This window comes from Truepera sp. (genome assembly GCA_032027045.1).
Lineage (GTDB): Bacteria > Deinococcota > Deinococci > Deinococcales > Trueperaceae > JAAYYF01.
On the sequence record JAVSMU010000001.1, the window covers coordinates 2,487,289 to 2,500,380 of the forward strand.

At 66.3% G+C, this 13,092-nt stretch carries 15 protein-coding genes; 11 read left to right on the forward strand and 4 right to left on the reverse strand.

Annotated features, from left to right (window positions below; genetic code table 11):
- Window positions 1–177: 177 nt before the first annotated feature.
- From ROY82_11300 to ROY82_11340, 9 genes are all read left to right on the forward strand, one after another.
- On the forward strand, window positions 178–825 hold the full coding sequence (locus tag ROY82_11300) for a TetR/AcrR family transcriptional regulator (protein MDT3683043.1): 648 nt from the start codon (window positions 178–180) through the stop codon (window positions 823–825).
- Window positions 826–973: 148 nt separating this feature from the next.
- A complete protein-coding gene (locus ROY82_11305) occupies window positions 974–3,238 on the forward strand; it encodes an MMPL family transporter (protein MDT3683044.1) in 2,265 nt (754 codons plus the stop codon).
- A complete protein-coding gene (locus tag ROY82_11310; protein ID MDT3683045.1) occupies window positions 3,228–3,989 on the forward strand; it encodes an outer membrane lipoprotein-sorting protein in 762 nt (253 codons plus the stop codon). The genes ROY82_11305 and ROY82_11310 overlap by 11 nt, the downstream gene beginning before the upstream one ends.
- A gap of 1 nt (window position 3,990) precedes the next feature.
- Window positions 3,991–5,229: a hypothetical protein gene (locus ROY82_11315; GenBank protein MDT3683046.1), complete on the forward strand. Its 1,239-nt coding sequence runs from the start codon at window positions 3,991–3,993 to the stop codon at window positions 5,227–5,229.
- A 162-nt stretch (window positions 5,230–5,391) separates the two neighbouring features.
- A complete protein-coding gene (locus ROY82_11320; GenBank protein ID MDT3683047.1) occupies window positions 5,392–5,853 on the forward strand; it encodes a heme-binding domain-containing protein in 462 nt (153 codons plus the stop codon).
- A 189-nt stretch (window positions 5,854–6,042) separates the two neighbouring features.
- Complete coding sequence (locus ROY82_11325; GenBank protein ID MDT3683048.1) at window positions 6,043–6,714, forward strand: Crp/Fnr family transcriptional regulator; 672 nt, start codon at window positions 6,043–6,045, stop codon at window positions 6,712–6,714.
- Window positions 6,715–6,975: 261 nt separating this feature from the next.
- The gene (locus tag ROY82_11330) at window positions 6,976–7,482 is read left to right on the forward strand and encodes a ferritin (GenBank protein ID MDT3683049.1); all 507 of its coding nucleotides are present in this window, start codon (window positions 6,976–6,978) and stop codon (window positions 7,480–7,482) included.
- A gap of 122 nt (window positions 7,483–7,604) precedes the next feature.
- On the forward strand, window positions 7,605–8,003 hold the full coding sequence (locus ROY82_11335; GenBank protein ID MDT3683050.1) for a hypothetical protein: 399 nt from the start codon (window positions 7,605–7,607) through the stop codon (window positions 8,001–8,003).
- 247 nt (window positions 8,004–8,250) lie between these two features.
- The gene (locus ROY82_11340) at window positions 8,251–8,670 is read left to right on the forward strand and encodes a universal stress protein (protein ID MDT3683051.1); all 420 of its coding nucleotides are present in this window, start codon (window positions 8,251–8,253) and stop codon (window positions 8,668–8,670) included.
- Window positions 8,671–8,742: 72 nt separating this feature from the next.
- On the opposite strand, the gene ROY82_11345 is transcribed toward ROY82_11340, so the two are convergent.
- From ROY82_11345 to ROY82_11360, 4 genes are all read right to left on the reverse strand, one after another.
- Window positions 8,743–9,165: a type II toxin-antitoxin system VapC family toxin gene (locus tag ROY82_11345; protein ID MDT3683052.1), complete on the reverse strand. Its 423-nt coding sequence runs from the start codon at window positions 9,163–9,165 to the stop codon at window positions 8,743–8,745.
- Window positions 9,166–9,167: 2 nt separating this feature from the next.
- Window positions 9,168–9,404: a type II toxin-antitoxin system prevent-host-death family antitoxin gene (locus ROY82_11350; protein ID MDT3683053.1), complete on the reverse strand. Its 237-nt coding sequence runs from the start codon at window positions 9,402–9,404 to the stop codon at window positions 9,168–9,170.
- 127 nt (window positions 9,405–9,531) lie between these two features.
- On the reverse strand, window positions 9,532–9,660 hold the full coding sequence (locus ROY82_11355) for a hypothetical protein (protein MDT3683054.1): 129 nt from the start codon (window positions 9,658–9,660) through the stop codon (window positions 9,532–9,534).
- 83 nt (window positions 9,661–9,743) lie between these two features.
- On the reverse strand, window positions 9,744–10,805 hold the full coding sequence (locus ROY82_11360) for a Glu/Leu/Phe/Val dehydrogenase dimerization domain-containing protein (GenBank protein ID MDT3683055.1): 1,062 nt from the start codon (window positions 10,803–10,805) through the stop codon (window positions 9,744–9,746).
- Window positions 10,806–10,986: 181 nt separating this feature from the next.
- On the opposite strand from ROY82_11360, the gene ROY82_11365 reads away from it, so the two are divergent.
- Window positions 10,987–12,237: an alpha/beta fold hydrolase gene (locus ROY82_11365; GenBank protein ID MDT3683056.1), complete on the forward strand. Its 1,251-nt coding sequence runs from the start codon at window positions 10,987–10,989 to the stop codon at window positions 12,235–12,237.
- Window positions 12,238–12,564: 327 nt separating this feature from the next.
- On the forward strand, window positions 12,565–13,086 hold the full coding sequence (locus ROY82_11370) for a hypothetical protein (GenBank protein ID MDT3683057.1): 522 nt from the start codon (window positions 12,565–12,567) through the stop codon (window positions 13,084–13,086).
- Window positions 13,087–13,092: the final 6 nt, after the last annotated feature.

A 13,092-nucleotide genomic window follows, 5' to 3' on the forward strand; every position in this document is an offset into this window, starting at 1 on the left:
CGAGAGTGGTCATACGACCAGGCCGACACCCGGAGGCGGACAGAGCACCCTAACAGACGATTTCTTAATCAATCGTGCATGTGTGGGGTGGTTTCGAGTTGGGTGCCCCCTTGACGTCGCGCCCGGTGGCGCGTAGAGTTGCCGACATTGAGTAACCACTCAGCGAAAGGTCGTGACGTGCCCAGCAGCCCGAAGGAGAAGCGCCTCACCCGCCGCGAACAGGCGGAGGCCCGCAAGCAGCAGATCGTGGAGGCGGCCCTCAACCTCTTCGCGCAGCACGGCTTCGCGGCCACCTCTACCAAGCGCATCGCGCAGGAGGTGGGCGTCACCGAGGGACTGATATTCCACTACTTCAAGAACAAGGGCGAGCTTCTCATGGCCGTCGCCACTGAGCGCCGCACCTTCATGGGTGAGGTCACCGCGCTGCTGGAGCAGGCCGACGGCAGGCCCGCGCGCGACGTGCTCGGCGGGATAGTGCTGGGTTGGGTCGAGGCCATCCAGCGCCAGTCCGACCTGGTGACGATGTTGCTGGTCGAGTCGCAGAACAACCCCGAGCTCGCCACGGTGTTCCGCGGCGTAGTGGCTCAGATGGTCACCGCCATGACGGGCTACCTCGCGGCGCGCGTGGCTGCCGGCGAGTTGCGGCAGGACCTGCCCGTCAGGACTTCGGCCATGGTCTTCTTCTCGTCACTCATGATGTTCTTCCTGACCAACCGCAACCTGAACCCCACCGAGTGGCACGAACGTGCCACCGAGTTCACGACCGAGATGCTCGACGCCTGGTTCAGGGGGGCGCTGGCCAACCCCGAACACGCCGGCGGCTGATGCCGCCGCCCACCTGAGGGAGGAAATCGCACCCCGCCCACGCCCACACCGCCCACTCGTCCTCACGTAATTGAGTAAGTGCTTAATCACCGAATCAGGAGCTCACCTTGACCACCACGCCGTCACCCGACCCCCGAACGAACCCCGCATGAAGTACCTCGCCCGCTTCGCCCTGAACCACAGCCGCCTGGTGATAGGGCTCTTCCTCGTCATCACCATCGCGCTCGCCGTCAGCGCCAGCCGCATCCAGACCGACAACGACACCCAGTCGCTCTACCCGGACGACTCGAAGATCGACGCCCTCGCCAAGGACCTCCAGACCACCTTCTCGCAGCACGACCGGCTCCTGCTGGTGGTCGAGGGGGACATCTACAGCAGCGAGGCGCTGACCGGCGTGCGGCAACTGACCGCCGCCCTGAAGCGCCTCCCAGGCGTCGCCGACGTGACCTCGGTGGCCACCGCGAAACGGATGGAGGACGACGACGGGTTCCTGCTCGTCGACGACCTACTGCCTGGCCCCGATCCGGACGCAAGCACCATCGCCGACATCAAGCATTACCTCGAGACGTCCCCCATGTACGAGAACGTGACGCTCGTCGGCAAGGACGGCCGCCACGCCAGCCTCATCATCGAGATGGACGAGGGGCTCGACGCCAACGCATTCGCGAAGTCCGTGGTGACGACCGTGGAGGAGAACTGGAACGGGCCCTACTCCCTGGCCGGCCGGGCATATACCAGCATGGAGCTGCAGTCGATCATCGGCCGCGACCTGCCGGTGCTCGGCGCCCTCGCGCTGGCAGCCATCGTCATCATGCTCTTCCTCAACTTCCACACGCTGCAGGGCACGTTCCTACCCCTCGTCCAGATCCTGCTCGGGGTGATCTGGGGCATGGGTATCTTCCACCTCCTCGGTTACAAGCTGATGGCGCTCACGGTGATCGGCCCGATAGCGGTGATGGCCGTGGCGAGTTCCTTCGTGATCAACATGCTGGGCCGCTACTACTACGAGCTGTCGCACGGCGCCGACAAACGCCTGGCCATCGACCGCATGCTCGGCGAGACCGGCCTGGGCGTTGTCATCTCGGGCCTGGCCATCTCCGCCGCCATGAGCACCTTCACCCTCTCGAGCCTGCAGATGGTGCGTGGCTTGGGGCTAGTGGCGATGCTGGGCGTGCTCGCGTCCCTGCTCGCGTCCATGCTGCTGCTGCCCGCGCTCCTCAACGTTCTGCCCGCGCCCAGGCGGGTGGACGACCCCGAGAACCCGGGGGGCATCGGCCGGATGCTCACCCGGCTCGGCCACGTCGTGGTGGCCCGGCGTCGGGCCATCCTCGCGACCGCCGCGCTCGTCGTGGTGCTGGCCGCTTGGGGCGCCACCAAGATCGTGCCCGACACCTCGATCCTTGCCTTCTTCCCCGAGGGTGGCGCCACCCGCACCAGCGTGGCCACGGTGGAGCAGGTGCTGGGCGGCTCGTCCACCATCACCGTCTGGTTGGAGGGCGACCTGACGGACCCGAAGCTCCTGAACGCCATGCTCGACTACCAGGACCAGGTCTCACAACTTGAGGGGATGGGTAAGGGCCAGTCGATCGCCAACGTGGTCCACGCCCTCAACCTCACCCTCACCGGTGAGGACGCCCTTCCCACCAGCAGCCAGGCCGTGGCGCAGGAACTGCTCCTCTACCAGTCCTCGGGGAGCGTGAGCGACCTGACGCGCTTCACGACGCTCGACTACCAGCAGGGCATCATCAATTTCGTCGCCAAGTCGATGTCGACGGAGCGGGTGGGCGAGCTCGAACACCAGATGCAGCAGTTGGCCGAGAAGGACTTCGGCGGCATGGCCACGGCACGGTTCACCGGCAACCCGCTGCTGGAGCGCGAGATCGAGCAGGCCATGCGCCACGACTTCCTGATCAGCCTCACGCTGGCCATCTTCCTCGTGATCGTCATCGACAGCTTCGTGCGCTCGTTCCGCGCCGCGGCCGTCACCATCCTCGTGCTCCTGTCCACGGTCGCCCTGCAGTACGGCCTGCTGGGTTGGTTCAACCTGCCGCTCAACCTCGCCACCATGCTGATGGGCGCGCTCGCCATCGGGGTGGGCGACTACGCCATCCACCTGACCGTGCGCTACATGGAGGAGCGGCGCCACGGGCACGGGCCCGAGGACGCCATCCAACGGTCGCTGTTCAGCTCGGGGCGCCAGATCCTCTTCACGGCCCTCACCCTCGGTGCCGGCTTCGGCGCGCTCGCCTTCGCGAAATTCGTTCCAGTGGCCACCCTCGGGGCACTCATGCTCCTGACCGTCGGCCTGGTGGGCATCGCTACGCTCACGCTGCTGCCCGCCGCCAGCCTCACCTTCTTGCGCAACCCACACTCGCGCATACAGATGCCAAAGGAGTTGACCCATGATGCGTAAGCTTTCGAGTCCCTTGCTGGTCGTCATCCTCGCCCTAGTGAGCGTGGCCGCGGCCCAGAAGTACTCCACCGCGGACGAACTGATGGACGCCATCGACGCCCGCCCGGAGCCCAAGACCACCGAGGCCACCCTGACGATGACCATCACGACCGCGGGCGGTCAGACCCTGACCCGCACGCTGCAGATGTGGGGTTCCGGCGACGACAAGCGGCTCATCAAGTTCACCGCCCCCGCCGACATCGCGGGCTCCGGCTTCCTCACCATCACTCAGCCGGACGGGTCCGAGGAGAAGCTCGTGTACCTGCCCGCCCTCGACCGCGTCAGGCGCATAGCCGGCGGCCAGCAGGGCGACGCCTTCTTCGGCTCCGACTTCTCGTACGAAGACATCACGGGCATAGACCCCGACGACTACACGCACAAGCTGCTCGAGGTGAAGGACGGCCCCACGTACGTGGTCGAGGCCGTGCCCACCCCCGAGAGCGGCTCCGTCTACGATCGCCTCGTCATAGAGGTGCCCGAGGAGACGCTGGTGCCCACGCATGTCGAGTACTACCGTGACGGCGCGCTGGCCAAGGTCCTCACCGTCAGCGGCCTGACCGAGGTGGATGGTTACACCATCGCCACCACGCGCCGCATGGAGACGATGGCCGACGGCAAGGTGAGCACCTTCACCGTCATCACGCAGACGGACGTGAAACTCGACCAGGACCTGCCCGACGAGCTCTTCACCGAACGGTTCCTGAGGCGTTGACGTGAGGACCCTGACGTTCCGCCACGCTACCCGCCTGACGATCCTGCTCGCCTCACTCACGCTCGGGCTCGGCTTCGCCCAGAAGGTCGACCTGAGCGGCCGCGCCGAGGCCACCTTCGGGGTGGCAGTGGACGGCACTCTGCCGGTGGCCACCGCCGATCTCTACCTGACGCTCCAGGGGGAGGTGGGCTCGGGCTACTTCCCCGATGCCGCCTACAAGGCCACCGTGGTGGCCGGTTACGACGCCGCCACGGGCGACACCCGCTTGGAGCTGGACGAGGCCTACGCCACCGTCTACCTGGGCCAGCTCGAGCTCACGGCGGGCAAGGTCCGGCGCTTCTGGGGCTCCACGGACGGCGTGAACCCGGTTGACGTGCTCAACCCCCGCGACCTCACCTTCCCGCCCGATTCCGAGAAGCTCGCGGTGCCCATGCTGCATGGCAGCGTGTACGCCGACGACGTGAGCGTCGAGTTCGCCGTGGTGCCCGTCTTCACGCCGGCACACTTGCCCGGCGCCGCCTGGCGCCCGGCCGTGACGCCGCAACTTCCCCCGGGCATGACGCTGGTGGGCGTGTTGCCGCCCGAGGACAACCGGCCTGCTGCTGAGTTGGGCAACGTGCAGTTCGGCGCGCGCGGCACTCTCGACCTGGGGCAGTTCGACGTCAGCGCCACCTACTTCCACGGCTTCCGCTCGCAGCCGACGCAGAGCGCGCGCATCGAACCCACCGGCACCCCGGGGCAGGTGAGGCTGCAACCCGTGCTCGACTACGACCGCATGGACCTGCTCGGCATCGACTTCTCCGGCACCGTAGGCGACGTGGTGCTGCGCGGCGAGGCCGCCTACCAGATCACCGGCGACCCTGACGGCACCGATCCTACGGTGGGCAACCACTCCCTGCAGGCGGTGCTCGGTGGTGAGTACCTCATCCCGGGCGGACCGCGGACGGTCGTGCAGGCGATCTTCGACTACACCGCGCCGGACGCCGGCCAAGACCCCAAGACGGACTACAAGGCCATGGTGGCCATGACGTACCAGCCGGACGCGCGCACGCAGCTCGACCTCGGCTGGATCCAGAGCCTCGACGGCAGCGGTCTCGTCATGCCGGGCGTCAGCTACTCGTTCGCGGACGGCGTGAAGGGCGAGGCCACGGCCTACGTCTTCTACGGCGGCGACGGCAGCGAGTTCGGCGACTGGCGCGACAACTCCCAGTTGCGGGTGTCACTGGCCTATTCGTTCTAGTTCGTAGCCGCTCGCGGCGCGCCACGCACGAAGCGATCGGCGCGCAAGACATCCGGCCCTTGTCGGGAGCAGCGACGAGGCACAACATTCGAGCAAGGCCCCACATGCACCTTTGGCCGGCTGGGGCCCGCTCGCTTCTCGCGCAGGTGCGGAGGTACGAACATGAAGCTCTGGAGTCGACTCCTGATAGGCCTGGCCGCCATCGTGGCCCTGCTGGTGGTTCTGGTGATCACCGGCCCCAGGCACACGAACCCGCCGGTGGTGGCGGAGCCCGCTTGGGACAGTCTCGCCACCCGTGAGCTGGCGCAACGCGCCTGCTTCGACTGTCACAGCAACGAAACGATCTGGCCCATCTCGAGCAGGCTGCCCGTGGCGCGGAACCTCATCGAAAGCCACGTCGAGAACGGCCGCGCCAAGCTCAACTTCTCCGAGTGGGGAGTGCCTGGGCGCAAGCAGGAGAGCGGCGAGGAGGCCGCCGAGAAGGTCTACGAACCCATGCATTACGCCGAGGACGACCCGCTGCCGCAGCCGCCCTACACCTGGGTCCACCCGACGGCGCGCCTCACCGACGCGGAGCGTGACCAACTGGCGCAGGGGCTGCGGTTGTCGCTAGGAAGCGACTGACGCCTGGTTAACACGTTCTGCGCGTGGCGCCTTATTACCGCGCTAAGCGATATGCGCCCGGCTACAACGCTCGGGGTCGGACGCCCGACAACAGCGTTCGGCGACCTACACCCGGCTACCACGTTCGCCGCTGGACGCCGGGGCTACCTGCCGCCGCCGCCGCCTTGGGCGTGGTCTTACACTTATCCCATGCCCTCGAGCCGCGATTTCTTGAGGCAGGTGGCCCTCTTCAGCGACCTCGAGCCGACTGCGCTCGAGGTCCTGACTCGCGGCGCGGCGCGGCGGGCATACGACGCCAACGAGGTCGTCTTCTCGGAGGGAGCTACGTCCGAGGGCCTATACATCGTCGAGGACGGCTGGCTCAAGGGAAGCAAGCTGGCCGAGTCGGGCCGCGAGCAGGTCTTGCGCTACTTCGGCGAAGGCGAGGCCGTCAACGAGGTAAGCCTCTTCGTGGAGACCACCAACCCAGCCACACTTACGGCCCTCGAGCCCTCGCACGTCTGGCTCGTCCCTCGCCAGGCCATCCTCGTGCTTGCGGCCGAACAGCCAAGCTTCTTATGGCCGTTGACGCAGGCTTTGGCGCGACGGCTCCATTACGTCGTCGGCCTGGTAGAGGACCTGTCACTCTTCCCGCTGGAGGCCAGGGTCGCCAAGTTCCTCCTGGAGCACTCCGAGGACGCCGTGCTGGAGCGCAGGCGGTGGGCCACCCAGGCCGAGCTGGCCGCCCGCCTGGGCACGGTGCCCGACGTTCTCCACCGGGTGTTGCGCAACCTGAGCGAGGCGGGGCTCATCGAGGTCGAGCGGCAGCAGATCCTCATCCTCGACCCCGCTGGGTTGGAAGCGAGAACGCGCGCCGGGTAGTAAAGCGAGAACGCGCGCCGGGCAGTAACACGCGCGCCGGGTAGTAGCGCGAGGACGCACCCCGGCTAGAACGCGGCGCGGATACGAACACGGGAACGCTCACTCCGACAAAAGTCGACGATTGGTCCGGTGCGGCCGCCGTACCCTTGCCACTGTTCCGGCGACCGCCGCGTGGGTCGCCGCTTCGGACACCAAGCATGTCCTGAACCTCGATCACCCGACCAGCGCGGTTACGACCGCGCTACTGAAAAGGAGCACATCATGTTGAGCAAGAAATTGGCACAGGCCTTGAACCAGCAGATCGGCTCGGAGTTCTCCGCCAGCAATCACTACCTCGCCATCGCCACCTACTTCGCCAAGCAGAGCCTCGACGACTGGGCTTCATTCTTCTTCAGGCAGTCCGAAGAGGAACGGATGCACGGCATGAAGATCCTGACGTACTTGATCGACAATGCCGCGGAGGTAAGCCTGCCGGCAGTTCCGGAGGCCCGCACCGACTTCCCGGACGCCCTGACGGCCGTGACCTCCGCTCTCGAGTCCGAGCGCAACGTCACCAAGCAGTTCAACGACATGGCGGCCATCGCTACGGAGCACCAGGACTACCGTGGCCTGCAGTTCCTGCAGTGGTTCATCAACGAACAGGTGGAAGAAGAGGCCACGATGGGCAAGCTGGTCGACCTGCTCAAGAGCGGGATCAACCTCTTCCAGGCGCAGCAGTACCTGCCCCAGGTGCACGCGGGCACGGGAGCGGAGAGTGCGCCGGCGTAAGCCCTCGCACCTCTCACACGCCTAACGCCGACCAGAGCGTGAAAGGGCAACAACCGACAAAAGTCCGGGAAGCCCTTTCCGCTCCAACCCTATGCTGCACCTCGAAAGGACAAGTGATTCCGATGTTGAAACGCACGCTAGGTTCGTTGCTGGTCATCGGTCTTCTGGCAAGTGCCGCCTTCGCGCAGGCCCCGAAGATGCCCCTACCCGACAAGCTGCCCGGCGACGCCGCCCCTGAACAGGTACGCGCTGAGGTGATGGCGGTTCACGTGCTCCTCTGCGACAGCGTCAATGACGTTGCCCAGGTGCTCACCAAGACGGGCGCCTTGGCGAAGGCCATCCCCGTCATCATGGACCTGACGGGCATGCAACCCGCCGAGATCGAGGGCATCGAAGCTGCCGTATGCCGGAGCGACGTCTCCACCCTGTCTTTCGAAGACCTCCGCTATAGCAACCGCCAGGCCGTGTGGTTGCTCGATATCCACCTGACGGCGCTGAACCAGGTCCTCTCGGCGCAGTAGGAGGCCTGCCCGGCCGCCCGGGTTGCGCGGCGGCACGGGGCTGCACGGCTCGTTGGCGTGGCGCAGGTGGCCGCGCTAGCGAGCCGCGCTTGTGCGTGCGGCCTGAGAGCAACACCGAATTGGTCCGATGCGGGTTTACGAGCGGAGCGCGGCGCCGGCCGGCGCTCCATGCGCCATACTGGAAGCAGCCTGGGCTCAGCCGTGCCTGCCCGCTCGGCCATCGCGGAGGTGCCACTTAGGAGGCGCCATGTACCGGACCATCCTCGTTCCCGTCGACCGCTCCCAACGCGCGCGCTCCGCGGTGGACGCTGCCGTCCACATCGCCGCCGCCTCACAGGGGCGTGTGACGTTGCTCCACGTGGTCGAGATCATCAAGGACACGACCTACGACGAGTTCCGGGACTTCTATGACTCGCTGGCCGATCTCGCCCTCGCCGAGATGGAGGAGCTACGAGCACCCCATCACGATGCGGCCGTAAGCGTCGACGTCGAGGTGGTGTTCGGTTCGCGCGTCAAGGAAGTCTTGCGGATAGCCGAAGAACGCGGTTTCGACCTGATCGTGCTGCAGTCGCACCGCATCGATCCGGGCGAACCGGCCAAGGGGTGGGGCACCATAAGCCACCGTGTGGGCCTGCTGGCGGCCTGCCACGTCCTGCTCGTCAAGTGAGGCCGGTGTCCGGACTGCCGCTACGCCGAAGGCCCGAGCCTGGCAGCAGCATTTCTCGCTTCTTCGGGTTGCCTAGAGTTCGTGCGTCTTGATGCCGAGCTGTGTGGCTGCAAAGCCCAGGGCGTCGTCGAGTGTCACGAGCGTTGCGTTCTCGGCAGCCGCGCAGGCTAGGTGGAGGGCGTCGAGGGTACGTAGCGAGGTGTTGCGGGCCAGGAGCCAGTGCCGCGCGAGCTCGATGTGTTCATCGGTGTTGTGGCGGACGGTGTAACGGCGCGCCTTGATGTCTTCGTCGAGTGCGCGGCCAAGGCGTTGAGCGTGTGATTCTTCGATCTCACGCATGCGTACCCAGCGGGAAAGCGCGCTAGCGAACTCGAGTCTGGTGAGGTCGCTGATGAGGATGGGGCTGGATTGTCGTTGGAGGAGTTGTTGTATCGCGTCGCTGTGCGCCTCCTGTCGGTAGTACGGCAGCAGGGCGCTGGTGTCGAGGTACAGCACTCCTAGTAGCGTTCTTCTTCGCGGAGTTCGCGGATGGTTTGTGCCGCCGTGGTCCGCATCGGCGGAATCTCGCTGCGGAGTTGACTGCGGTCGAGGAAGGGGCTCGTGGGCTTGGTGAGGGCTACGAGTTTGGCGACGGGGCGGTCTCGGCGCATGATGATGATTTCCTCGCCCGCTTCTACCGCTGTTAGCAGCTCAGCTAGGTTCTCGCGCGTTTCGCTTACGTTGACTCTGCGCATCACCAGCCTCCCGTACATGTTTAGTGTACATGATGGTGTGGTGGGAGGCAGCGCCGCGCTCGCGCTGCCTACGCCCTCGCCGTCGGCTTTCGGTCGGACCGTGGCCCTGCACACTCCCGGCCCGGCGTCACTTCTTGAGCCACCGAACTGCCCGCCTGAGCCTCGTCACCATCCGCTCCATGGCCACCGCTCGTTGCAGCCTGGCCGTTCTCTCCTCCGCGTACGCGTGCAGCATGTGCGAGTATCCGAACATCATGGTCACACCTCCTACGCGAATGGTGCAACCGTTTCTACCCTGAGTCACAGGCCCAAATTCAGGTAGGGCGCAGAGCCGGCGGACTAGTTGGCCGCCGACCCCTTGAGCCGCTCGTCCGCCATCATCTCGGCGGCCGCCGCGCTCGAGATGCCCAACTCGTCAGCTAGCCTCAGCGCGCGGGCGACCTTCTCGCCGATCCGTGCGATCAGGGCGTAGGCGCGGGTGCGGTCGTAGCCGCCGGGCTTAAGCTCGTCGGCCACGTTGATGACGCCGCCGCCGTTGATTATGAAGTCGGGCGCGTAGAGGATACCCCGCGCTTGAAGCGCCTCCCCGTGGCGCGCCTCGGCCAACTGGTTGTTGGCGGAGCCCGCGATTATGCGCGCCTTGAAGCGCGGCAGGGTGCCGTCGTTCACCACGGCCCCGAGGGCACAGGGGGCGAACACGTCGCACTCCACGTCGTAGATCTCGCCGGGAGCCACCGTCTTGGCCCCCACCGCCGCCGCGGCCTCGTCCATGCGTTCTTGGGCGATGTCGGTGACGACAAGCTCGGCGCCTTCCTCGTGCAGGTACTTGCAGAGGTGGATCCCGACCGCCCCCAACCCCTGCACGGCTACGCGGCGGCCGCGCAGATCGCTGTCGCCGAAAGCGTGCTCGAGCGCCGCCCTGATGCCGCTAAAGACGCCGAATGCCGTGGCGGGCGAGGGATCGCCGCTGGTCGTGGGGAGGCCGACGACGTGCTCGGTCTGGCTGCGCACGGCGACCATGTCCTCCGGCTCGGTGCCGACGTCTTCGGCCGTCACGTAGCGTCCACCGAGGCGTTCCACGGCGCGGCCGAACGCCCGGAACAGCTCGGGCGTCTTGTCGGTACGCGAGTCGCCGATTATGACGGCCTTACCGCCGCCCAGTGGCAGGCCCATGGCGGCGTTCTTGTAGGTCATGCCGCGGCTCAAGCGCAGCACGTCCTCTAGCGCGGCAGCCTCGCTCTCGTAGGGCCACATCCGGCAGCCGCCCAACGCCGGCCCTAAGTGCGTGCTATGGATAGCCACGATGGCCCTTAGGCCGGTGGCCTCGTCGTAGAAGTACGTGACCTGCTCGTGCCCGGCCCCTTGCATCCGTTCCAGGGTGTCTATGATGCCCGCCTCCATCTCGCGGCCGGTAGTGGCGCGGCCGTCTATACAACTCTAGGCCACTAAGTTGCCGCCGGACCCGCCGTGAAACGGCCTCCCGGCACAATCGGCCGGGACGGGAAGTTACCCCCGGGCTGGGACGGCGGCCCGCGGTAACCTTTGGGCCTTGGGCCGCACCCGTGAGTTATGGAGGAACGCGATGAGCAGCGAGACCCTGAGGTTCGCCAACCGGCATGGCAAGGAACTTACGGGCCGGCTGGAGCTACCCGTCGACGGCGCCCCGGTCGCTTACGCGCTCTTCGCTCACTGCTTCACCTGCTCCAAGGACCTCAAAGCGGTGCGAGAGATATCGAGAACGCTCGGACGGGCGGGCATTGCCACGCTGCGCTTCGACTTCACCGGCCTCGGCGCCAGCGAGGGCGACTTCGCCGACACCAGCTTGTCGCACAACGTTGGCGACCTGCAAGACGCCGCGGCGTTCCTGGAGCAGCGCTACGAGGCACCGAAGTTGCTCGTGGGGCACTCTTTCGGGGGCGCTGCCGTCATTCAAGCGGCCACCCTCCTTCCCGAGGTCAGGGCGGTGGCCACCATCGCCGCGCCCTACGACCCGAACCACATCTCGAGCCTCCTCGGAGGTGCGCGCGACGCTGCCATGGCCGGCGGGGAGGTCGACATCACCATTGCGGGCCGCAGCTTCCAACTGCGCCGAGAGTTCTTCGATGACCTCGCCGAAACGAAGGTGCGCGAGACCCTGCGCGGCCTGCGCCGGCCGCTGCTGATCCTGCACTCCCCCATCGATTCCGTCGTCGGCATCGATAACGCCGGGCTGCTCTTCGCCGCCGCCTTGCACCCCAAGAGCTTCGTCTCGCTGGACGACGCGGACCACCTCCTCACGCGCGCGAGCGACGCGCGGTACGCGGGGGAAGTCATCGCCAGCTGGTCCTCGCGCTACCTTGGCCGCCCAGAAAGACCAGCGTGGCAGCAGGACATCCATGACAACCGCACCATCGTCCGCACCGAGGCCCTACTCCGCAGCGAGGCGATGACCAACGGGTTCGGCATGGTGCTCGACGAACCGATCTCCGTGGGCGGTACCGCCACCGGCCCCAGCCCGTACGACCTGCTCGCCACGGCCATGGCCGGTTGCACCTCGATGACTTTGAGGCTCTACGCCGACCGTAAGAAGTGGCCCTTGGAGGCCGTGACGGTCGAGGTGAACCACCAGAAGGTTCACGTAGAGGACTGCACGACCTGCGAGCAGCCCTCGGCCCGGATCGACGTGTTCGAGCGGCAGATCCGCATCGAGGGTCCCCTCGACGAAGCGCAGCGGGCCAGGCTCGTGGAGATCGCCGACCGCTGCCCCGTGCATAGGACGCTGACCTCCGAGGTGCGCATCCGCACCACCTTGTTGGCGGCCGAGGACAGCAACGTGCAGGCGTCCCCGGAGTAGGGTCGGGCAAACCCGCGGCCCAACCAGATAGCCAACCTGGCCTGCGTTCATTGGGTCCACGTGCCAGCCTCGGTAGGCCCACAACCGATGAGAGTGGGCAATAACACTAGTGCCCGATTGTCCCTAACATGATGGTTAGTCGTACTTCGCATGTTGTGCGTGTAGCGCTATGCTACGCAACGTCGCAACCGTAGGCGGGCTTCTGCTGCCATCGGGGCAGCCAGGGCCACGTCCGTGGAGACGGATTCTGGCGGGTAGAGCCATGTGATGGGCCATTCCAGCAAGTCGGCGCGCTCAACCTCAGGCTAGTCCCAATCGGAGGTCATCTTGGATCTTCAAGGCAGAATCCTCATCAGTTACGGCGTCTTGGCGCTCGGTGTGATCTCTATCTTCATCACCGTGGCGGTCAAATCTCGCGGGCCGGCGCAGACGCAGGCCACCGTCCAGGTTCGAGGCTACGCCATCAGGCGCTGGTGGTTCTGGATCCTCACGGCCTCGCTCCTGACGGCCTTCGCGGTGTCCATACCCTTCTTTCCTTACGGTGGGGCGCAGGCCGCCGGCGAGGCGACCCACTACCCGGTCATCGCCCGGCAATACACGTTCGGCAACCTGCCGCAAAGCGTTCCGCTGGGCCAACCGGTCGTGTTCGACGTGACGGCCGCCGACGTCACCCACGGGTTCGCGATCTACGACCCACAGGACCGGATAGTCGGCCAAGTGCAGGCGATGCCCGGCTACGTCAACGAGTTGCCGATGACGTTCACTGAGCCCGGCGACTACACCGTCCGCTGCCTCGAGTACTGCGGACTGGGTCATCCCCTGATGCAGGGGAGCTTCGAGGTCAGGTGATGACTT